The sequence below is a fragment of the Leminorella grimontii ATCC 33999 = DSM 5078 genome (assembly GCF_000439085.1).
GTDB lineage: Bacteria > Pseudomonadota > Gammaproteobacteria > Enterobacterales > Enterobacteriaceae > Leminorella > Leminorella grimontii.
In genome coordinates this window covers 141,205-163,546 of sequence record NZ_AUUA01000001.1, presented here as the reverse complement: position 1 = coordinate 163,546, position 22,342 = coordinate 141,205, and the positions used below count along the sequence as shown (strand labels likewise).

Here is a 22,342-nt window from a genome sequence, read left to right as displayed (position 1 = left end):
ATTTATTTTAACTGGCATTATTTTTCCGCTCAAATAATATTGAAGGAAACAATAATAGGTATCATTAATTAGTTAGGGCGCCTTAATTATTTATAAATTAGAGCACCCATTATTTTATTATTAAACTTATACTATAGTCTGATCATTAAACTTTTCTTTTTCTTTATTCTCACTACGGATAAAAAAGTAAATTATAGCAATGATAATAATCAGGAACCCAGCACCAACAATCCAGTATCCCGGACCAAATGGCCCCGGGTTAAGAACCATATAGACCAGCGAACCAGCAGCACAGAGCGCCACACCTGTGCGTAAAATCCACTGAATTAATTTATTCTCTTCATCCCTTAAAAAGTGCTGTGCAAGCAGCATCACTACCATGATTGCAGGAAACAGAATCAAACTAACATCAAGGTGTAACATTCTGAAAGCAAATCCATAATCCCCAAGGGGGACATCCTTAGATGAGTTATAAAGATCGGCCCGGTACTCTTGCAGAAATCCCATACCTGCAACCGTGATTACAATACTGCTCCAGGTAATAAAAATACCACTAAGAGTATATTTAGCTGTTTTACTTAGCGCATGTTCCGGCATTTTTTTACCAAACAAAATGGCGCCAATCATTAACATACCGCCAAGCAAAAAGAACGTACCAATAGTGAAGTCAGCCAGATCAATGCCCGCGACACTCTGACCCCGAGGAGCATAGAATCCTTTCTCAGTGAAAATATGCGGAATCTGCATATCCGAGCCACCAAAACCGGAAACAACCATGATTATAATTAGCAGAATCAGACCTGTGATGGCCATCCATTCACCCGCAGTTTTAGCTGCTGCCGTACTACCTGACAGACGGCGTCCATATTTCCAGCTGATGGCAGACAAAATTAGTCCAATGACGGCCACTACCATCATATCTGAATGAGACCTTAATAAATTATCCTGCCATTCCTGTAATGTATAGCCTATTTTCCCGGCGTACCATCCCAGAACTCCCGGCCAGTCGCCAAAATCGAGAATAAATCCCGCAAGATCACCAATTAAGGCTGCAATTACAGCAGTGGCTGAAGCCGATAAAACTAAATAATATGTAGCTGATCGTCTAAGCTCCTCATTCTTAATTGCTATTAAACCGAAAGTCATCGTTAATAAAATCACATCAAGTGCGATGAAAGCAAGAATCTGATACCAGAGAAAAATTTTAGTATATTCCATAGAGCGATTAACAGCTCCACCAGTAACCCCGATTAACACAGTGGCGACTGTACAGAAGAAAATAATTTTTTTAAATTTCCAGTCAAGGTCAAAAACCTGACTGATGATCAGCGCTGTTATTCCAGCAAGGCCCACAGTCATACCGTGAAAATACATCACTCTTGAGTAATCAACGGGGGTAGTTCGATCCACAAAGATGGAGAATGGGTTGGATATAAACACACTACCTATAGCATATACCACTAAAATAACTAATAACCACTTTATTACCTGTGGCCATGGATATTTGCCGAGCCCTATTTCGGATTGGTTATTAGGATGGTTAGTCATGGGTTACTCCTCTAAAACCACACTCACAGCAATACTTTTTTCCTCGTAAAATTAATGGGTTGTAAACTTTCTGTCTGGAGGTTCTGACAGGTATCCTGTATGAAGACATGTAGGTTTCCTCTTGCTGGCATGTAGATGACACTACACCGCCGCCCGTATAAAAGACTTAAATATCAATAGATAAATTACTCGCACATCGCAAGGCATTCAAGGTCATTATAATGACCAATAAAGACAAAAATATTGATCAATGTCTAATTTTAAATTTTTTACCCCTGTCAATGAACACAAATAAAATATAACCTATTGATAAATAAAATTATATAATGAGCATATTCTTCATGATAGCTAGAAAAACCATACGGCATTTTTCAACGTTTAATTAGCATATAAGCATGCAATACATCTAGGTTGATGTTCATGGCATATCTGACAAGAAAGATTTTCGGTTTGCCGCTAATTTTTCATGATATATGGAGTTACCCTGCATATGACGCCGTTTCACAATCCATTGAGATTGTAAGAAATAACTTTGAAGTGCATCTAGACTTTCAACCCAACAGTCAAAACCGTTCGAAAAATCAGACTGTTCAGAAATGAGCACAAGAAAACCACCGGTATTTTCAGAATAATCCAATACCTTGACGTACTACCCACACTCATCACCAGCAATAATCTCCCCTACAGTGCCAATTTTTATTTCCATACACCTATATCTTGATTAAACCCTCACCATTATTTATGAACACATTGAAATTCTTACTTTTAGAACAATAATGTAGAAACTCCTGACACGAACTTTTTTCCGAGTTAAGTCCAATACATCCAAAGCCTACATCATCATGAGGATATACGGCGATATTCAATGATGGATTAATATAAAAACACACTTCACCTATCACTCCCGCATGACACATCATCAATTTTGACATCTCTACAAAATCATTTTTGATAAAGCTAATGCTAAGAGAATCGGCGGGTAGAACAGAGTCTCCGTAAAGATAGTCTTCATAAGGTTCGGTCATTGGCAAGAGTAATCGCTTACCTTTCATTTGTTCATACAGAGAATGATATTTTCTAATGGTTTCCTCATCGTCTTCTTTCCGGTCGTCAAAAGATAAGGCGGTGAGAACCATTATTTTTTCATCTTTTTCTTTAAAAAAGCCTTCAAACAAAGATATTGCTTCTTCAATTAATGAAAATGAAAAGCCCTTATTTATCTCAAAATATCCCGCCCAGCTTTCTGATGCGCTGAATCCACTGAAATTAATATCATTTAATGAAAAATTATTTGCCAATTTTAGTGATTGCTCCATCACTCATGCCTATAGCTATTGTATGCCTTGGTTTCATTCCGAGTTGACCTAAATAAACGGGCGACCTAACGCTGGCAACCCGGGCAATAAAAAAACGGCCGAGACGACAGCGCGCATTTAACGATCTCCGTACCGCACCGTTCGCAGGGCTGCCCCTCTTTGGCGAAGACGTGAAACCGAAACAGCGCGCCGTGATGATGCGCCGGGTTAGCCTCCCCTCTCGTGTGGTAAGACAACCGGGGAATAGCCAGAAGCGATTTTGCCAATGCCGTGAGCGCATCTTCCGTCAGACCCGATGGCTTATGAGAAGGTAGAAGCATCGCATCCCACAGTATTTCGGCCCGGAGATAGTTACCCAATCCGGCTAAAAAAGCCTGATCGAGCAGCATGCCTCCCAGCTGACGCTGGCGAAAGCCTTTTGACAGCAGGCGCTCACGCACGCTTTGCCAGGTTAGAGAAGGATTCAGCACGTCAGGACCGATGCGCTGCAAAAAGGGGTGTTGAAGGATAACGTCTCTCGGCGCAACCTCAATGTCGGACGCGCTGTACAGCAGGATCCCCTGCTTTCTGGACTCCAGCGCAACGCGAAGCTCTCGCTTGGTTTCCGGGCGCTCGCCGGACTTCACTACCTTCCAGACGCCGTAAAGCTGGTTGTGGCTATACATGCTCAACCCGTTAGAGAAGTGGGTCAGCAGCGCCTTTCCTCGCGTTTCGATTTCATCTATCTTCTGCCCTACGAGCTGGTGCTCATAGGGCTTAAGCGCAGGAAACGCAAACCATACGTTGGTTAACGTATCTCCCTCAATTGCATTAACCAGCGTGTCCGCCGCGCGGCGGATTTCAGGTCCTTCCGGCATGTTGACTCCCTCATTGATAAAAACGGTTAAACCGGATTATCAATATCCACAAAGGTCACGTCAAACTGATGCCGCTGCGCCAGCCACTCTCCCAGCGCTTTGATTCCATAGCGCTCGGTCGCGTGGTGCCCGGCAGAATAGAAGTGAATCCCCATTTCCCTGGCGATGTGTATCGTCCGTTCGGAAACCTCGCCGGTGATAAAGGCGTCAAACCCGCGCTCGGCAGCGGTTGTTATATAGTCCTGCCCGCCGCCGGTACACCAGGCAACGCGGCGAATGCTTTTCGGCGCGCCGTCGCCGCAGTAAAGCGGCGTGCGGCCAAGGCGTTCTGTTATACGTTCGGCCAGCGCTTCGCCGCTCAGATCGGTAGAAAATTCGCCCTGCCAGATAAAGCAGTCCGACGCTTCAGGTTCCAGCGCCTCTCCGTCTTCAATGCCAAGCAACTTGCCCAAGAGCGCGTTGTTGCCCATCGTTGGATGTGCATCCAGCGGCAAATGGTAGCCATAAAGGTTGATGTCGTGCGTCATCAGCGTTTTCAGGCGACGGTGCAGCATACCGGTAATCACCGGTTCGTCGTTTTTCCAAAAATAGCCGTGGTGAACGAGAACCGCATCCGCGCCCTTTTCTACCGCAGCGTCAAGCAAAGCCTGACAGGCGGTGACGCCGGTCACGATGCGTTTTATTTCCGAACGCCCCTGAACCTGTAGCCCGTTAGGCGCATAGTCGCGAAAGCGGCGAGTTTTCAACTCATCATTAATCAACGTTTCCAGTTCAACATTCAGCATAGCGATTCCTGCAAAAATAGGGGCGAGCGGCCAAGCCCCGTGGCCCAGGCCGTATAACCAACGAAAGGCGAGTATAACAAAAAAATACCGCCGCATGCCCCTAGTCTGCCGTCTGCCACACCTCCTCCAAACCAGAAGCGCCCGGAACGGAAAGCGGGATCAGCGCCAACAGATAAATAGACGGCAGGCGATTGAGATAAAGAATAAGCCAGCCGTCGTCGCACAGCTCTCTAAGCTCCGGGCACTCAAAGCGCTGAGCCAGCTGCCACCTTAGGCGCTGGTTGTCGCTGCTGGTCGCCGTTCGATTGAGAAGCAGCCGCCCCCGGCAGGGGTAGCGGCCAATATCCGATAAAATCTTCCGCCGAACCCAGCTTCGCGTAATGTCGGAGCGGTTGGCCGCCTCAGACATCATGCGCAAAAACTGATGCGTGTAGTAAAAGTGATAGTCGCACTCTTCAAGCGCCTGACGGGAATAACGCGCTATGGCTCTTGGCATGACAGATGCTCCGTCGCCAGCGCTTCCCTTTGGCTAACCGTATAGCTGCGGTTAACTTCATCCATTCCCCTGAGCGCCGCCAGCAGCGTTGCGTTATGCAGCTGTTGATAAACGGCAAGCAGCGCCATCGGCTCCCTACTATCGTCACTTAACGCCATGGTTCCCTTCTTCTCCCTGCCGCTATCGTCGGCGGCTTATCTAAACGTTACCCGTTTGAGTAACATAGTTATCTAAAGGTCAGCCAGCCAGAGCCATAAAAGAAAAGTGCGCAACGCCTCCAAAGAATTTTTCATTAATGAGAATAAGTCGTAATATCAATTATTATTTATTAAGATCGTACAAGGAAAGATATGAGCACCTGGCTGATTTACGCGCTGCTTTCTGCCCTGGCCGCGGCAATGGTCGCTATTTTCGGCAAGATAGGCCTGCAGCATCTGGATGCCAATACGGCCACTGCGGTTCGCTCAGTGGTGATGGCCGTCTTTCTCATTGGCGTGGTGGTGGCGCAGGGAAAGACTTCGCTAATTAATGACATTATGGCTGACAGAAAAGCGCTGCTTTTTATTGTGCTCAGCGGGGTCGCTGGCGCGCTTTCCTGGCTTTTCTACTTTATGGCCATCAAATACGGCACCGTTTCCCAAGTAGCGCCCATAGATAAGCTCAGCGTCGTATTCGCCGTTATCCTGGCGGTTATTTTGTTTGGAGAGAAGGTGTCGCTGTACGCGGGGATAGGCATCGGCATGATTGCCATCGGCGCACTGCTGGTTGCGCTAGGATAAATAAAAAACGGCGCCCTCTTAGAGAGGCGCCGCTTTTAACGCGCACTACCAGCTGTAGCGAACGCTTATGCCGCCGCTGTACTGGCGGTAGTCATCTGCACCCGTTTGAGCATCAAAGTGAATCCACGTGCTCCAGCGGCTGTCAAACTCGCTCTGCACGCCAACCTTCACTTCCGCACGGTTTTTCGGCGCGTTCATCTGGACATTCTCGCCGTCAAACGCCACAGAAGCCGGCTGTCGGTTATACAGCCAGTTAAGCTCGGCGTAAGGGTGGAACAGCGAATCACCGGCGGTTAAGCGGCCCATCACGCGGCTACCGACGCGCACCGTCCAGGACTCGCCTTTCTGGTTGCTTATCTCAGTACCGCTGACGTCCGTTAGCGAATCGGCAGAATAGTGGCTATAGACGACCTGCGCCTGCGGCGCCAGGCTCCACTGGGAGAACTTGTCTTCATTCATTGCCCAGATATAGCCGCTTTCCAGCGACGCGGTCCACAGGCGAGAATCATAGCTGTCGCTGGACATCCCCTCCCCGTTTACGCTGTTGCTGTACCAGCCGTGTTGTAACCAGCTGTCTACGTAGGCGCCCCGCTCTTCTTTCGCGTCGGCAAACCAGGTCGCATACATTCCCAGGCTATAGCCATCGACGGAGCCGTTAGCCTTGTAGCGATCGCCGTTAGCGCTGCGGTTGCCGGTGGAATCCGTCTGCGCGTCTCCATAGCTCGCCATGAGGCCGACGTTGATCCCTTGGTCTCCCAGGCTCAGCGTCAGCAAATCGCCGCCTACCTGAATCAGCGTATAGTCAGTATTCATATCGACATGGTGACCAGCCGCTTTGCTGTCCTGACTACCGGTGACGATCCGCCCCCAGGCGCTGTCGTTGGCGCTCTTGAACTGCGTTCCCTTACGGTCAAACAGAGTTTGAGTCTGCATCACGCCAACGATTGACTGATTGCCGAGGTAGCCGCCGATTTCAGGCCGCCACTGCGGCTCTGAACTGCCGCCCTGCGAACGTAAATACCAGTTGCCGTTCATCGCGTTTGGCAACCCCTGATACAGGCTGTATTCGTAGGCTCCGGCCACGACGCGGTTAGTGAGCGTAAACTGCCCGTCCGACTGGCCGCCGACGCTGATGACTTCAATCCCGTTAACGGTTTGCGCCCCCACGCCGCCGGCGTTATTTACGACGACACGCGTTACGCCCGACGTATTGCCCAACACCACCAGACGATCGGTATCCGCATTATCCCCTTCCAGAACGGTGCTCAGCGTCAGTAATCCGTTACTACCAACGTAGTCGCCGTTAACAACCAGTCGGCTGGTTGGCCGTACGCTTTCCATACGAATTTCGCCACCGTTGGTTAAACGGCCGCCGACGGTAAAGGTCCCCGACGCCGCGTTAGCATCATTGAGCGCTGCGTCAGCCACGGCCAGAAGCCCTTGGTTGTCGACATCGCCGCCAACACCGCCGTAGCCGCCCAACATCGCGCCGCTCGCGACGGCAACGTTTGAGGTTCCGCTAAGCTGCGCGTTGTTCAACAGCACGATGCCCCCGGCGTCGATCGTCGTTTTACCGGTGTAGCCGTGGCTTTGGGTCAGCGTCAGGATGCCGTCGCCCTGTTGCATAACGTCGCCTGCCCCATTGATAGCATGGCTATAAATACGGTTAACGCCGAAGTCAAACACCACCAATCCGGCGTTATCGATATCGCCATCGACAAGCCCCTTCTCTCCACCGTTACCCAACAGGAGCGTACCGTCTGCAACGGTGGTCACGCCGCTATAGGTTTGGTCTGAGGTTAACTGTAGCTGGCCGCCGCCGACTTTCTCCAGCTCGCCGCTGCCGCTGATGACGCCGCTAAACAGGTCGTTGCCCTGCGTATTGATCGTCAACCTGGCGCTGCCCAGCTTCACGTTGCCGGCCCCGTTCAGCGCGTTAACGTACTGATCGAAGTCGTTCATATCCAGCGTGGCGCCCTGAGAAATCGTCAGGCGCTCGCTTTGAGCGATAATATCGGTATGTCCGGCCATCAATGCGCCGCCGTCAATACGCGTCTCCCCGGTATAGGTATTAGCCTTCGACAGCTTGAGCGTGCCGTCGCCGAGCTTGGTCAGGCTCTTACCGTCCCAGACCGCGCCGTTGGCGGTTTCATCCGCCATCACCACATCCAGATCGAAGAACTCGTTCGCGCCGGTCAGCGTAAAGTCACCGTGGGCGTTGGTCGGCGTGATGGTATGCGCAGCGTACCAGTTCAGCCCGAGGCCGATCCGGTAGTCCTGCGTATCGCTGCTCGCCGAGACGGACAGGTAATCAACCGGGCTCGTCGCCCCGCCGAGATTTACCGTTTGGAAAGCGCCGGTCAGATTGCCCGGCGCAGCGGTATGGATGACGGTAAAGGTCGAATAGGCCAACTGTGCAGCGCTGGTCGTCTCTGGCGCGCTATAGCCCGACAGGTTAAAGGCGGAATTTACGCCTAAATCAGCGCTGATGGCGTCAATCGCATTCTGGCTATTGCCTGCGACTAAATCCAGCGTCCCTTGGTGATCGAACAACCCGCTGACGTTCAGCCTTGAATCCGCCGCCAGTGACGTTGTCGCACCCAGGTTTGTCATATAGTTCCCCGCAGTAAACAGGCCGTTCTCACTAAAACCGAGGGTGCCCTCGCTTACCGTCACGCTGCCCTGAGATGAGCCAGACGCGGTCAGCGATGCCGTACCCGAGCCGCTCTTAATCAGCGCGCCGCTGCCGCTTAGGGCGTTGTTCACCGTACCGTTTCCGCTGAACGCCAGCTCCAGTTCGGCATTGTTGTTAACGTTTCCGGTGCCGATAGACTGGCTTTGGGTCGCGATAAGCCGCCCCTGCGAAACTGCCGTTCCTCCGCTATAGAAGTTAACGCCGGTTAGCGTAAAGTTCTGCGCGCCCGTTTTAACCAACTGGCCGTTGCCGGAAATCGCGCCGTCAAACGCGCTGTCCGTCAGGCTATTCACCGTCAGGTTGCCGTTGCCCAACAGGATGCTACCGGAGCCGGACAGGTTATTGAGGCGCTGGCTAAAGCCGTCGAGATTAAGCGTAGCGGCATTGGCAACGATGACGTTGGCGCTTTGAGTAAACGCGTCCGCAATCGCCGTTTTCAGCACGCCACCGTTCACTCGCGTATCGCCAGTATAATTTTGCGCCGCAGAAACCGTCAGCGTACCTTGGCCCTGCTTATTCATCGTTTTACCGTCCCAGCCTGTCGCCGAAACGCCTTGATCGCTTAACGCGACGTCGAGGTCAAACGCGGCCTGCGCCGCCAGCGTAAATACGCCGTGTCCCAGCGTATTTCCCGCAATCCAGGTCAACCCAAGGCCCGCATGATAAGACAGGCCGTCTGCGCTTTTGCTCGCGTCGACGGTCAGGAAGTCGACGTTACTCGCCGCGCCGTTCAAATCGACGGCGTCAAAGTCGCCGGTAATGCCGTTCGTTGTCTGAATAAGCGTAAAGCGCGTATTGGGCATTTCACTGGCTTTGGTCGGCGTGTTCCCGAGGTTAAAGTCAATGCCTACGATCTTTAACTCTCCGGTCAACGACGCAGCGTTGGCCGCTATCACAGGCTGGGCTGAACCCAGCGTCATTTCCAGCGTTGAGCCGCTTTGCTGAGACAGACTGCCGTTCAGCTCCAGCGTCGCATCGGCGGCTATTGCGGTTGTCGCGCCGCTCTTGGTGGTCAAGCTGTCGGCGTTAAATGCACCGATTTGGGCAAAGGCCAACGCGCCAGCCTCCGCGGAAACCGCGCCCTGCGAAGAGCCGGTCGACGTCAAGGTCGCACTTCCCGCGCCGGTTTTCACCAGTGCGCCGACGCCGCTCAGCCGGTTGGCCAGCGTTCCATCACCGACGAAATCCAGCTGCAGCGTGCCGTTCGCCCCGTTATTTACCGAACCGCCGCCCAGCGCCGATGCGCTAGTTGCGATAAGCTTGCCGATATTGATGGCGGTACCGCCGGCGTAGCCGTTATTGCCGCTCAGCGTCAGGGAGCCCGTACCGGTTTTAATCAGCTGACCGTCGCCGCTTATCTGTCCGCTAAACGTGCTGTCGCTGACGCTGTTCACCGTCAGAGCGCCATTGCCCAACGATACGCCGCCCGCGCCGGACAGGTTATTAGCCTGCTGAGCGGTGCCGTTCAGGTTCAGCGTCGCACCGCTGTTCACCAACACGTTGGCGCTGTTGACAAAGGCGTTATTCACCGTAGTTTTAAGCTCGCCACCCTGCACTCGCGTATCGCCGGTATAGCCGTTAACCACGGACAGCACCAGTTGACCGCTGCCGGCCTTGGTCAGGCTCTTGCCGTCCCAGCCGGTAGCCGAGGCGCTCTGGTCGCTCAGCGCAACGTCCAGCTCGAAAGCGTCGGTCGCGTTGGCCAGCGTGAAATTCCCATTGCCCAACGTCGCGCCAGCCAGCCAGGTCAGGCCAAAGCCGACGTTGTAGTCCAGCCCGCCGTTGGCCAATCCGCCCGACATCGTCAGGTAGTCGACCCGGCTGCTTGCGCCGCCTAAATCTACCGGGCTGAAGTCACCGGTAATGCCGTTAGCGGTATGAAGCACGGTAAAGAGTTCGCCCAGCAGCAGGCTGGCCTTCGCCGGCTCGCTGCCGCTAAAGCCAGTGACGTTCAACGTACCGGCAATCTGTGCGCTGTCGGCCACGATGGCCGGCTGAGCGCTGCCGATAGCGACGTTCAGCGTTGCGCCGCCGTTTTGCGTCAGAGCGCCGTTTAGAATCAGCGTGGCGTCGGCAGCTATTGCTGTCGTCGCGCCGCTCTTAGTAGTCAAACTGTCGGCGTTAAACGCGCCGCCTTGGGCGAAAGTCAACGAACCCGCATTGACCGAAACCGCCCCCTGCGAGGAGTTGGCGGAGGTCAACGCCGCATTGCCCGCGCCGGTTTTCACCAGCGCGCCGGTGCCGCTCAGCCGATTGACAAGCATCCCGTCGTTGGCGAAGTCCAGCTGCAGCGTGCCGTTCGCGCCGTTGTTTACCGAACCGCCGCCCAGCGCCGATGCGCTAGTTGCGATAAGCTTACCGACGTTAATAGCGGTACCGCCGCTGTAGCCGTTATTGCCGCTCAGCGTCAGGGCGCCCGTACCGGTTTTAATCAGTTGACCGCCGCCGCTGATCTGCCCGCTAAACGCACTGTCGCTGGTGCTGTTCACCGTCAGCGTGCCGCTGCCCAACTGCACGCTCCCCGCGCCGGACAGGTTGTTAGCCTGCTGGGCGGTATTGTTCAGGTTCAGCGTCGCGCCGCTGCTCACCGAGACGTTGGCGCTGCTGACGAAGGCGTTATTCACCGTAGTTTTAAGCATACCGCCCTGTACCTGCGTATCGCCGGTATAGCCGTTGACGGCAGACAGTATCAGCTGACCGCTGCCCGCTTTGGTCAGGCTCTTGCCGTCCCAGCCGGTGGCGGAAACGCTCTGGTTGCTCAGCGCGACGTCCAGCTCAAAGACGTCGGCGGCGTTGGTCAGGGTGAAAACCCCGTTGCCCAACGTCGTTCCCGCCAGCCAGGTCAGCCCAAAGCCGACGTTGTAATCCAGCCCGCCGTTAGCCAGCCCGCCGGACACCTTCAGATAGTCAACTCGGCTGCTCGCGCCGCCCAAATCAACCTGGCTAAAATCGCCGGTGATGCCGTTGGTGGTATGAATAACGGTAAAGGCTTCGTTAAGCAGCTGGCTGGCCCTCGCCGGTTCGCTGCCGCTAAAGCCAGTGACGTTCAAGTTACCGGCGAGCTGGGCGCTGTCGGCCGCTATCGCCGGTTGGGCGCTGCCGATAGCAACGTTCAGCGTTGCGCCGCTGTTTTGAACCAGGCTGCCGCCGAGCTCCAGCGTGGCATCGGCGGCTATCCCGGTCGTCGCGCCGCTTTTGGTCGCCAGGCTGTTGGCGTTAAACGCGCCGTTTTGGGCGAAGGTCAGCGTTCCCGCGTCCACGGAGACGGCGCCCTGCGAAGAGCCGCTTGAGGTTAGCATTGCGGCGCCCCCGCCGGTTTTTACCAGCGCGCCGCTGCCAATCAGCCAGTTAGTCAACATGCCGCTACCGGAGAAATCCAGCTGTAGCGTGCCATTCATACCGTTACTTATCACGCCGCCGCCGAGCGCCGCGGCGCTGGTGGCGATAAGCCTGCCGGCGCTGATAGACGTACCGCCGGCATAATCGCTATTGCCGCTCAGCGTCAGGGCTGCCGTGCCGATTTTAATCAGTCGACCGCCGCCGTTTACCTGCCCGCTAAACGTGCTGTCGCTGGTGCTGTTTACCGTCAGCGTGCCGCTGCCCAACTGCACATCACCCGCGCCGGACAGGTTGTTAGCCTGCTGGGCAGTATTGTTCAGGTTCAGCGTCGCGCCGCTGCTCACTGAAACATTGGCGCTGTTGACAAAGGCGTTATTCACCGTGGTTTTAAGCGTACCGCCCTGCACTCGCGTATCGCCGGTATAGCCGTTGACGGCAGACAGTATCAGCTGACCGCTGCCCGCTTTGGTCAGGCTCTTGCCGTCCCAGCCGGTGGCGGAAACGCTCTGGTTGCCCAGCGCGACGTCCAGCTCAAAGACGTCGGCAGCATTGGTCAGAGTAAAAATTCCGTTGCCCAACGTCGTCCCTGCCAGCCAGTTGAGGCCGAAGCCGACGTTGTAGTCCAGCGCGCCGTTCGCCAGTTTCCCTGTCAATCTCAGATAGTCAACGGAGCTGCTTGCACCGCTGAAGTCGTATTGGTCAAAGTCGCCGACGATGCCCTGCGTCGTATGAATCAGCGTAACGTCAGACTCAGCCAGCAGGCTGGCCTTTGCAGGCGTCGCGCCGAGGCTTAGCCCGGACACTTTCAGCGTGCCGCCGATCGTTGCCTCATTGGCGGTAATCACCGGCGTCGTACCGCCCAGAGCGATATCCAACGTTGATGACGGCCCCTGCGTCAGCGTATCGCTGAGCGACAGCGTCGCCCCCGAAGACAGCGCCAGCGTCGCGTCGTCCCCGGTGTATACGTTTTCTGCGTTGAACGCCACGTTTTGGGCGACGGTTAACGTACCGCTCTCAACGGAAACGATGCCCTGCGAAGAGCCGGTCGCCGTCAGCGTCGCATTACCATCGCCGCTCTTAATTAACTCACCGGCGCCGCTTAGCACGTTGTCAAACGTATCATCGGCGTCAAAATTGAGCTCCAGCACCGCGCCGCTGGCGTTATCAACGTCGCCGCTGCCCAGCGTCTGGCCGTGCGTTGCGATAATCCGGCCGGATTCAATCGTGGTGCCTCCGGCATAATCGCTGGCGCCGCTCAGGGTTAATGCTCCACTGCCGCTTTTGGTAACTTTCCCGCTGCCGCCGATTGACGCCAGATAGCTTGACGTATTGCTACGGTTAAAGATCACTTCGCCATTGTTTAAGATATTGCCGACGTAGCTGCCCGACGTTCCGCCGTTGCCGACTTGAAGAGTAGCCCCGGACGCAACGGTGGTGTTTCCGCTATACGTATTGCCGCCCGTCAGGGTAAGAAGACCGCCGCTCACCGTCAGCGCCCCCGTTCCGCTGATGACACCGCCGAACGTTCCGCTGCCCGCCGTCGTCAATTGACCTGCGTTGACGTTTAAGCTGCCAGCGCCGCTGAGCCCACCAACGGTTTGCGAGTATCCGTTTAAATCAACCGTCGCGCCGCTTTGAATATCAAGGCCGGAAGTCTGGCCTAACGCCCCGTTCGCGCCTAGCGCCAGCGTACCGCTGCCAACGGTCGTTAAGCCGGTATAGATATTGCCGGTATTGTTAAGCGTGATGGTATTGGTGGCGTTAACCAGCAGGCCGCCGTCGCCAATAAGTTTCGCATGCAGTTCGTTTGCGCCGCTCGGCGTTGCCGTATCACCGGACAGCGTCAGCGTTTTTCCGCTTTGCAGGTTGAGCTGAGTCAGCGCGTAGTGTGCATAAAGCCCGGCGCTATCGCTATTAAGCGAGAAGCCGTAGTCACCAACAGCCACCAGCTCGCCGCCTTGTATAACGTTGGCGGAATCGGCCACCTCGCCGCCGCTGAGGTTTGTTAGCGTCAGATTACTGGCCGAACCGGATACGCTACCGGCGTTCACCAGATAGACGTTTTGACCTTCATCCTGAACCAGCAGATTGCCGGTTGAGTCAACGATGGCATCAGGGTCGATAGCGACGGTGCCTGAATTGAGCGCCAGGGTCTGCGTGGAAATTACGCCGCCGCTGGCAAAGTTATTAAATCGCAGCAGGCCGCCGTTAAGGTTCAGGCCACCGATAGCCTGCACGCCGGCGCCGACGTCAGTGGTGTTGCCTGCATCCAGCTGAAGCGTGGCGTTTGTCAGCGCCGAGGTTCCGGTTCCCGCCAGAGTAAACAGGCTATTGCCGAGTTGAACGACGCCGCTAAAGCCGTTGCCGACGCCGCTACCGAAGCTGAAACCATCGGTGATGCTGGAGAGATCGACATGAAGCAGGCCACTGCCGGAGAGTAGCTTATTGAAGGCGTAGCTTCCGCCGGTCGGCGTATCGATAAACAACTCAGCGCCTGCATCGATCGTTACGTTGCCGCTGCCCAGCGCGCCTGAATCCGTCAGGCGCAGCGTTCCGCCGGTAACGTACGTTAATCCGCTATAGGCGTTTAGGCCGGTCAGCGTCAGCGTTCCCACTCCCGCCTTGTTTAACCCTCCGCTGCCGCTGAAAATATTGCTGGTCGCGATGGTAAAGCCGTTAGAGTCTAGCGTAACGCCGCCGGAATTCAGCACCAGAGAGCCGCTGGTAAAACCATCGATAAAAGAATTATTATCCGAAGCAGCCCGCAGCGTACCGCCGCTAAAGTCGACGCTGCTGGCGCTGCTCTGGCGCGTCATGCTCTCGGTTTGTAGTACGGCGCTCCCCGCAAGCCTAAGCTGACCAACCGCGCCGTCCGTCGAGCCTAAAACCAAATCGCTGACCTGAACCAGCGTATTCGCGCCGTCGACTGTTAGCGTACCGCTCCCAGCGCTGCCGCTGCCCACGTTAAGCACGCCGTCGTGAGAAAGATTGGCGCCGGTGTTAACGCTCAACGAACCGACGCCAGCATCGCCAACGATGAAGCTGCCGCCCTCGTTTTCCCAACGGCTGGCGCTGAGCGTAACGGTGCCGCTGGCGCCGCTTTTACCAATCGATACCTGTTTCGTTTGTAGTACAGATCCGCCGCTGGCCGCCATTGACGAAGAGCCGCTCGACGCGCCGACTGACAGAGCGTCCGCCGTTAACGAGCCTGCGCTGCTGACCGTTAGCGCCGCGCCGTTATTGACGGTCGCGGCATTTTGTACGACAACGCTGCCGCCGCCGATCGTCAAACCGCCCGCCAGCGCCTCTACCTCGTTCACGCTTGAGCTGCCGGTCAGCGTCAGAACGCCGCTTCCCTGCTTGCTCAACCGGCCGTTACCCACGATCGCGCCGGCGTAGGTGGTGTTCACCGCACCGTTAACCGTCAGCTGGCTGCCGCCGGTTGTTATGACTTGCCCACCGAGGCCGGCAAGGCTGCTAACCGTTTGATTAAACCCGCTGAGGTCAAACGCGCCGCCGTTAACCGTCAAGCCGCTGCTGGTCTGAATGACGTTGGTATTACCCGCCTTCAGCGTGCCTGCGCTCACCGTCGTCGCACCGGTATAGGCGTTAACTTTTGTCAGCGTCAACGTCCCGTCGCCAACGTTGTTAAGCCCGCCGGCGCCGGTCAACACCGCATCAAGGATCAGCTCTTGACCGCTGTCCGCATTGCCTCTGGATATGTTGCCGCTGGCGCCAAGCGAAATCAGCGGCGCAGCAATAGCGCCGTAGCCGCTGAACTGGCCTGCGGTAACGGTAACGCCGCTACCGACGTCAAGGTTAAAAATCCCCCCGCTGGCCGCAATCGTGCCCCCGTTTACGGAGACAAGGTTAGCCCGCAGAGTGCTGCCGTTATTTCCACTCACCGTACCGCCGCTGGCAACGGTAAATACGCCTTTAGTTTTATCGCCGTAAATGACGCGGTCGACCAACGAAAACGCGCCAGCGCTGACGGTAGTGTTCGTGGTAATAAGAGAGTTGTGGATTGCATCGTTGTTGCCGTAGAAAATCGCCTCGCCGTCGCCCGTTTTATTTACCGTAATCGACGCCGAAGCGGCTGAAGCAATCGGGTCATAAAAGCGAATGGCGTAGCCTTCGCTGGCGTAAAGGTTCAGGCTTCCTGTCCCTCCCAAATAGACGGCGTTAGGATCTCCCGTACCGCTGACTGGCTTGAAAAAGCCGTTGCCGGGATCGGTAAAAAAAGCGTTTTGATAGTTGTTTTGCAGAACAATGTCGCCGCCGTCGGCGCTAAGATTAATATTACCCGTCTGTAAGTAGATAGCGCCGCCAAGGGTTTTTGCATAGTTATTGATAAGCCTGGAGCCGGGGCCCAGCGTCAGGTTGGCGGTAGAACCGGCGTCGTAGTAAATGGCGCCGCCGTAGCCATAGCCGTTGGCCGCCGTCGAATAGACGTAGTTGCCGTCGAAGGTCGTCGGTCCGTTAAAGTTCATAAAATATAAGCGGTTGGTACCGTTACCATAGGCACTAACCGCACCACCCAAGGCATTTTTAGCCGATTTAGCTTCAACCACGAAGTTACCGATAAACTGCGTCTCGCCGTTAAAATTCAGGTTGAGACCACTAGCGCCAGCTGCGTTATAGCCCAGATTGATAGCGCCCCCCCTGCTGTGCTGATCGGTCACGTGAGCGGGATAATCGCTTGATGTGCTCGGCGAACCATAAACGTAGTTCCCCTGAAACAGCGTCTTGCCGTTAAAATTGGTGTCGGAAGCGCCGCCCCAATAGTCAATCGCACCGCCGAAAACGGCGGAATGGTTATTGATAAAATTCGTCTCATCGGCAAAGGTTAACTTGCTGCCGTTAGCCTCATAGACGGTGATTGCGCCGCCGTAATTGGCGGTCCAGTTGCTATCAAAGGTGACTTTGCCGGTAAAGTTCATCGCGTTGGTGCTGTAAAGGCCCACGGCGCCCGGCTGATCGGCCAACCCATGGTTGCCCTGAAATAGAACGCCAGCTGTACCAGCGCTGATATTCATCACGGAATTAGAAGAACCTCGCGTATTTAAAATCGGCCCATAGTCGGCAGAGGCGTAGGTGCCGCTGTCCGTTGGGCCAATGTTTTTAAACGCGGTGTTTTCTAAATTGAGGTTAAGCGTCGCGTTATTCGCATTAATCAAAATCAATCCATTTCTCGGCCCGGTAAAGCTGCCCGATGTGATAACCGCGTTATTGATATTGATGGAAGTGGCGGCCTGCGTGATATTAAGCAATCGCTGCGTATTAGAATTACCAATAACGATAGTACACGCGTTGCCGTCGATGCTGATATTTGACTTAGCAGCGCTGTTAACGTTGAACACCGAATTCCAGGTCACGTTACCGTTTAGGAGCAAATCGTAATTGCCGAGAGAAAGCCCTGCTGCGGCAACGTCCTGCCCGGCGTTTAAAGGCACGGCGGCATGAGAGATACCCATTCCTATTGCCAGCATGGGGAAAGCGATAATGATTGCTTTAGTTAACCGATTAAGAGAACTACCGTGATTATGACGGCCGTATTGTTTTTTCATCATTTACATCCCTTGTTCCATGACAACAATATCTTAAATTCGCCACCCAAATATCACTCACCACGTTTAAAAAGGTGGTAAGCATTGAATAAATAGAATAAAAAATGAAACCAATAAATAAAGACGGCGATTTCAGAATAAAATTAAAAATAAATCATTATAAATCAATAAAATAAATACCCTTATTAAATATAGGCCAAAGAATGAAAAAACACAAAATGCAGATAAAAATATTTAATAAGAAAAATATAGGCTAATATTTTCTTAAAAATAAAAATCAAATTAGATAACTATTTTATGGGGATAAAAATGGTGGGTATGAGAAAAACAATAAGTAACAGAAAAAATAAAACGGTGGCTTTTCACAATACCACCGTTTTATTAAACGCAAAAAAGGTTAATAATTAACCTTTACGACGTTGCGCCTGCGCCGCTCAGCACGTCGCTGACGATCTCAACGGCTTCTCGCTCAATCTTTTCGCGATGGGCGTCGCCGAGGAAGCTTTCGCAGTAAATCTTGTACGCCTCCTCAGTCCCCGAAGGGCGCGCGGCGAACCAGCCGTTGTCGGTCATCACCTTCAGGCCGCCAATCGAGGCGCCGTTGCCGGGCGCATTCGTCAGGCGAGCGATAATTTTATCTCCCGCCAGCGTATCGGCCTTCACCATTTCAGGAGAAAGCTTGGACAACACGGCTTTTTGAGCGTGAGTAGCCGGAGCCTGAATTCGGTTATAGCTGGGGGCGCCGAACTTTTGCGCCAACAGCTCGTAGTGCTCCTGCGGATCTTTGCCGGTGACGGCGGTCATCTCTGCTGCCAAAAGGCACATGATGATGCCGTCCTTGTCCGTTGACCACGGCGTGCCGTCAAAGCGCACGAACGAAGCCCCTGCGCTCTCTTCCCCGCCGAAGCCGAGGCTGCCGTCAAACAGGCCATCGACAAACCATTTGAAGCCGACGGGCACTTCTACTAAACGACGCCCCAGATTTGCCACCACGCGGTCAATCATCGCGCTGGAGACCAGCGTTTTTCCAACGCCGACGTCGCGGCCCCACTGGGCGCGATGCTGATAGAGATAGTCGATGGAAACGGCAAGGTAGTGGTTAGGATTCATTAACCCCTTCGGCGTGACGATGCCGTGACGGTCGTAGTCAGGATCGTTGGCGAACGCCAATCTGAAATCGTTTTTTATCGCCAGCAGCCCGGCCATTGCGCATTCGGAAGAGCAGTCCATCCGAATCACGCCGTCGTGGTCGAGATGCATAAATCGAAATGAAGGATCGACAGCGTCGTTCACCAGCGTTAAGTCAAGGCGGTAATGCTCGCCGATACGCTGCCAGTACTCAATGCCCGCGCCGCCCAAAGGATCGACGCCCAGCTTAAGGTTCGAGTTCTGAATTGCCGCCATGTCCACTACCTGCGGCAGCTGCTCGACGTAGGATTGAACCAGATCCTTCTCGTGAATATGGCCGCTTCTCTTCGCCGCCGCCAGCGTAACGCGCTTAACGTCGCTTAAGCCGCTGCGAATCAAATCGTTGGCGCGCTGCTCTATCCACTGAGTCAGGTTGGTATCCGCCGGGCCGCCGTTCGGTGGATTATACTTAATGCCGCCGTCTTCCGGCGGATTGTGGGACGGAGTAATGACGATGCCGTCGGCCAGGGCGCGCTCGCTTCGGTTGTGACAAAGAATGGCGTGAGAAACGGCGGGCGTCGGCGTAAAACCGTTATTCTGCTGAATAATCACGTCAACACCGTTAGCCGCCAGCACTTCCAGCACCGAAATAAACGCAGGCTCAGACAGCCCGTGGGTGTCTTTTCCGACAAAACAGGGCCCTTGGATGCCGTTCGCCTTTCGACTTTCGGCGATGGCCTGAGCGATAGCCAAAATATGAAGCTCGTTAAAGCTTTGACGTGAAGCCGATCCCCGGTGCCCAGAGGTGCCAAACTTAACGGCCTGGGCCGGATCGTCGCAATCAGGTTGCAGTTCGTAATACTGCGCGATGAGCTGCGGCACGTTGATAAGGTCACTCTGTCTGGCGGGTTGCCCTGCCCTTGGGTGCTTGGCCATAACACTCTCCCTGATGAAAAGGTTAAATCATTGAACAAACTTCCCCGGTCAACGTCTCCGGGAATCGCATTTCCGTCATGATATGCTCAACCATGTTACGCTTGCGTTCAGTATTAGTATTGGTAATCACCCAGTAAGGCGTATCGGGAATGCTCTTTGGCTTGGTGTGACGTCCGTTTTTCAAAAGCGTCGCTTCAGAAAGAGAAAAATAGACCCGCGTTCTTCCCATAAGGGACTCGGTTGCCTCAGCAAAGCCGGACTTATCGAGACCGTACAGCGAGGATAAGATCAAGAGAAAGCGGTCCACTGCCTTTTTCTGTTCGCCCGCCTGGCACTCGGCTAGACGCTGGCGAAAAGCGCTCTCGCGAGAGGCCGGAGGCTCAATGGAAACCGCTGGCAGCGCTTCGACGTTTGCCATCGGTACTTCGTCGCCATCAGCCGGCGGCAGGTTAAGCATACGGCGTAAAATTTCAGACGCGCTCTCGCCAATGTGCAACGTGTGGCTGGCGATATAACGATAAAGCGCCTCGTCAACTTCGATAGTTTTCATCTTTATCCTATAATCTTTTTTAAATGATTTCGGTAAATTATACCTATTCAGTCCGCGATACTCTAGGCGACTACTCTCAATTATGCTTGGTTATGCCGACGAATGACGAGATATCGCTCAACTTAACAATAACGTAATTGTGAAATGGTCATGAAATTGAACTATCGCCTTCAGGGAAGCGGCGAAACCGTCGTATTAATTCACGGGCTGTTCGGCAGCCTGGACAATCTGGGCGTGCTGGCCCGAGACCTGCAGGACTCATATCAGGTTTTACAAGTCGATCTGCGCAACCACGGCCTTTCGCCCTGGTCGGAAGACATGAACTATCGCGCAATGGCCGAAGACGTGCTCGCCCTGCTTGAGCAGCTTGAACTAAGAGACGTCATACTGGTTGGGCATTCTATGGGCGGCAAGGTCGCTATGATGATAACGTCGCTGGCGCCAGAGAGGGTCAGGCGACTGGCCGTTATCGATATTGCGCCCGTCGCCTATCAACAGCGCCACCATGACGACGTCTTCGCTGCGCTGAAAGCCGTTACTCAATCGGGCGTAGCCACTCGCCCCGAGGCGGCCATCGTCATGCGCTCGGCCGGGCTGGAAGAAGGCGTCCTCCAGTTTTTGCTTAAGTCGTTTCATCAGGGGGCGTGGCGTTTCAACGTTCCGGCGCTTTGGCAGCACTATGATGACATCATCGGCTGGCAGGAAGTCCCTGCCTGGAACGGCCCGGTGATTTTTATTCGCGGCGAGCTGTCGCCTTACATACGGGAGAGCGCCCGCGACGCCATTGCGCGCCAGTTCCCTAGTGCGCGCGCTTACGTCGTCGCCGGCAGCGGCCACTGGGTCCACGCCGAAAAGCCGCAGCAGGTTACGCGCATACTGCGCCGGTTTATGCTCGATGGCCCCTCAGAGTAATCATTGGCATACGGCGCGACAGGCGTTATGATGCGTCGCAATAAAATGATTCACTCGCGGCGTTGTGTAAATAAACGCCGTTTTGCTTTTGTATTTCGATTTTAACGTTAGGTTTATGGCAAAAGAACAGTTAGACCGCACGACTATCGATCTCTTCGCCGACGACAGAAGGCCCGGTCGCCCAAAGACCAGCATGCTGACTCGCGATGAGCAGTTGAGGATAAATAAGCGCAATCAGCTTCGCCGCGACAGAATGAAAGGGTTAAAGCGCGTCGAACTCAAGCTTTCACAGGAAGCGGTTGCGATGCTGGACAAGCTTGCTCAAGAGCAGGACCTCAACCGCAGCGAAATCATAGAGAACCTGCTGTCCCTGCAGGCGCGCTAATGCGCCCTTTTGTCGTGTATTCCCGATCCCTGATAGCCTGACAGATTAACGATGCCAATGGGCATCAACGATGTTATATTACGAAAGACATTGTCTTAAATATTGACTTTTAAAGGTGTAACGCAACTATGGCAACCGTAGGTATTTTCTTTGGTAGCGACACGGGCAATACAGAAAACATTGCCAAAATGATTCAAAAACAGCTGGGTGCAGGCGTCGCGGAAATCCACGATATCGCCAAAAGCAGTAAAGAAGACATCGAACGTTTTGACACCCTGCTGCTGGGTATTCCCACCTGGTATTACGGCGAAGCGCAATGCGACTGGGACGACTTTTTCCCAACGCTGGAAGAGATCGACTTTGAAGGCAAACTGGTCGCTATCTTTGGCTGTGGGGATCAGGAAGACTATGCAGAGTACTTCTGCGATGCGATGGGCACCATTCGCGATCTCATCGAGCCGCGCGGCGCGACGATCGTAGGCAACTGGCCAACGGCGGGCTATCACTTTGAAGCATCGAAAGGCCTGGCCGACGACGACCACTTTATCGGTTTGGCTATTGACGAAGACCGTCAGCCGGAATTAACCGCTGAACGCGTGTCTGCCTGGGTAAAGCAGATCTCTGAAGAAATGAATCTTGCCTGATTTACTCCTGCGAATTCCTTCAGTTTCGGGATAAAAACGCAGCCTCTTCGAAATATCTAAATGGAATAATCATCCTTATCAAAAAGGATGGTTATTCCCTCTTTTATTACCTGAATTGAATTAATCAATAAAAATTGAAATACCCCATAATAAACAGGGGCATTCAGCTTATTGGCTAATAAAAATTTATCCAACCTGTGAGCAAGTGCAAAATCACTTTAGCAAACTGCTGATACACTCATTTCACATAGCGTATTAATTTACCCCATCATTAAAAGCCTAACGGCACGGGAATAATAGACACGCATTAGATCTAAATCAGAGGAAATAAATAAGACCACAGTCTATATTTATAGGCTACCTCATTTTGGTTAGGGAAAACCAACAGGCGCGGATACCGCGCCT

Annotated in this window: 13 protein-coding genes; 4 read left to right on the top strand and 9 right to left on the bottom strand. The window is 53.8% G+C overall.

The window, feature by feature from the left end; genetic code table 11:
• Positions 1-126 precede the first annotated feature (126 nt).
• The 6 genes from G544_RS0100820 to G544_RS22045 form a co-directional block, all read right to left on the bottom strand.
• Complete coding sequence (locus tag G544_RS0100820; RefSeq protein WP_027272828.1) at positions 127-1,548, bottom strand: hypothetical protein; 1,422 nt, start codon at positions 1,546-1,548, stop codon at positions 127-129.
• Between the two features lie 710 nt (positions 1,549-2,258).
• A complete protein-coding gene (locus G544_RS0100815; protein ID WP_027272827.1) occupies positions 2,259-2,864 on the bottom strand; it encodes a hypothetical protein in 606 nt (201 codons plus the stop codon).
• Between the two features lie 65 nt (positions 2,865-2,929).
• Positions 2,930-3,721, bottom strand: a complete 792-nt coding sequence (gene nei / locus G544_RS0100810; protein ID WP_027272826.1) for an endonuclease VIII — start codon at positions 3,719-3,721, stop codon at positions 2,930-2,932.
• A 26-nt stretch (positions 3,722-3,747) separates the two neighbouring features.
• The gene (locus tag G544_RS0100805) at positions 3,748-4,506 is read right to left on the bottom strand and encodes a Nif3-like dinuclear metal center hexameric protein (protein ID WP_027272825.1); all 759 of its coding nucleotides are present in this window, start codon (positions 4,504-4,506) and stop codon (positions 3,748-3,750) included.
• 100 nt (positions 4,507-4,606) lie between these two features.
• Positions 4,607-5,002, bottom strand: coding sequence for a hypothetical protein (locus G544_RS0100800; RefSeq protein WP_027272824.1), 396 nt, complete (start codon positions 5,000-5,002; stop codon positions 4,607-4,609).
• The gene (locus tag G544_RS22045; RefSeq protein ID WP_154656323.1) at positions 4,987-5,160 is read right to left on the bottom strand and encodes a hypothetical protein; all 174 of its coding nucleotides are present in this window, start codon (positions 5,158-5,160) and stop codon (positions 4,987-4,989) included. Before G544_RS22045 ends, G544_RS0100800 begins: the two co-directional genes overlap by 16 nt.
• 192 nt (positions 5,161-5,352) lie before the next feature.
• Here G544_RS22045 and G544_RS0100790 point away from each other — a divergent pair, with 192 nt between their 5' ends.
• On the top strand, positions 5,353-5,781 hold the full coding sequence (locus G544_RS0100790) for an EamA family transporter (protein ID WP_027272823.1): 429 nt from the start codon (positions 5,353-5,355) through the stop codon (positions 5,779-5,781).
• Positions 5,782-5,826: 45 nt separating this feature from the next.
• On the opposite strand, the gene G544_RS0100785 is transcribed toward G544_RS0100790, so the two are convergent.
• The 3 genes from G544_RS0100785 to seqA form a co-directional block, all read right to left on the bottom strand.
• The gene (locus G544_RS0100785) at positions 5,827-17,385 is read right to left on the bottom strand and encodes an autotransporter outer membrane beta-barrel domain-containing protein (protein WP_027272822.1); all 11,559 of its coding nucleotides are present in this window, start codon (positions 17,383-17,385) and stop codon (positions 5,827-5,829) included.
• 408 nt (positions 17,386-17,793) lie between these two features.
• Positions 17,794-19,446 carry a phosphoglucomutase (alpha-D-glucose-1,6-bisphosphate-dependent) gene (gene pgm, locus G544_RS0100780; protein WP_027272821.1) on the bottom strand — a complete coding sequence of 551 codons (1,653 nt, stop codon included), beginning with the start codon at positions 19,444-19,446 and terminating at the stop codon, positions 17,794-17,796.
• 22 nt (positions 19,447-19,468) lie between these two features.
• On the bottom strand, positions 19,469-19,996 hold the full coding sequence (gene seqA / locus G544_RS0100775; protein ID WP_027272820.1) for a replication initiation negative regulator SeqA: 528 nt from the start codon (positions 19,994-19,996) through the stop codon (positions 19,469-19,471).
• Between the two features lie 150 nt (positions 19,997-20,146).
• Here seqA and G544_RS0100770 point away from each other — a divergent pair, with 150 nt between their 5' ends.
• The 3 genes from G544_RS0100770 to fldA all read left to right on the top strand — a co-directional run bounded on the left by G544_RS0100770 (position 20,147) and on the right by fldA (position 21,937).
• Positions 20,147-20,908, top strand: a complete 762-nt coding sequence (locus G544_RS0100770) for an alpha/beta fold hydrolase (protein WP_027272819.1) — start codon at positions 20,147-20,149, stop codon at positions 20,906-20,908.
• 115 nt (positions 20,909-21,023) lie between these two features.
• A complete protein-coding gene (ybfE, locus tag G544_RS0100765) occupies positions 21,024-21,293 on the top strand; it encodes a LexA regulated protein (RefSeq protein WP_027272818.1) in 270 nt (89 codons plus the stop codon).
• Positions 21,294-21,421: 128 nt separating this feature from the next.
• The gene (gene fldA, locus G544_RS0100760) at positions 21,422-21,937 is read left to right on the top strand and encodes a flavodoxin FldA (protein WP_027272817.1); all 516 of its coding nucleotides are present in this window, start codon (positions 21,422-21,424) and stop codon (positions 21,935-21,937) included.
• Positions 21,938-22,342 lie beyond the last annotated feature (405 nt).

Bases quoted from the DNA above. Each gene is read 5' to 3' on its own strand.
- G544_RS0100800 (WP_027272824.1), bottom strand. From the start codon at position 5,002: ATGCCAAGAGCCATAGCGCGTTATTCCCGTCAGGCGCTTGAAGAGTGC.
- G544_RS0100770 (WP_027272819.1), top strand. From the start codon at position 20,147: ATGAAATTGAACTATCGCCTTCAGGGAAGCGGCGAAACCGTCGTATTA.
- G544_RS0100805 (WP_027272825.1), bottom strand. From the start codon at position 4,506: ATGCTGAATGTTGAACTGGAAACGTTGATTAATGATGAGTTGAAAACT.
- G544_RS0100820 (WP_027272828.1), bottom strand. From the start codon at position 1,548: ATGACTAACCATCCTAATAACCAATCCGAAATAGGGCTCGGCAAATAT.
- seqA (WP_027272820.1), bottom strand. From the start codon at position 19,996: ATGAAAACTATCGAAGTTGACGAGGCGCTTTATCGTTATATCGCCAGC.
- fldA (WP_027272817.1), top strand. From the start codon at position 21,422: ATGGCAACCGTAGGTATTTTCTTTGGTAGCGACACGGGCAATACAGAA.
- G544_RS22045 (WP_154656323.1), bottom strand. From the start codon at position 5,160: ATGGCGTTAAGTGACGATAGTAGGGAGCCGATGGCGCTGCTTGCCGTT.
- G544_RS0100785 (WP_027272822.1), bottom strand. From the start codon at position 17,385: ATGATGAAAAAACAATACGGCCGTCATAATCACGGTAGTTCTCTTAAT.
- pgm (WP_027272821.1), bottom strand. From the start codon at position 19,446: ATGGCCAAGCACCCAAGGGCAGGGCAACCCGCCAGACAGAGTGACCTT.
- G544_RS0100815 (WP_027272827.1), bottom strand. From the start codon at position 2,864: ATGGAGCAATCACTAAAATTGGCAAATAATTTTTCATTAAATGATATT.
- ybfE (WP_027272818.1), top strand. From the start codon at position 21,024: ATGGCAAAAGAACAGTTAGACCGCACGACTATCGATCTCTTCGCCGAC.
- nei (WP_027272826.1), bottom strand. From the start codon at position 3,721: ATGCCGGAAGGACCTGAAATCCGCCGCGCGGCGGACACGCTGGTTAAT.
- G544_RS0100790 (WP_027272823.1), top strand. From the start codon at position 5,353: ATGAGCACCTGGCTGATTTACGCGCTGCTTTCTGCCCTGGCCGCGGCA.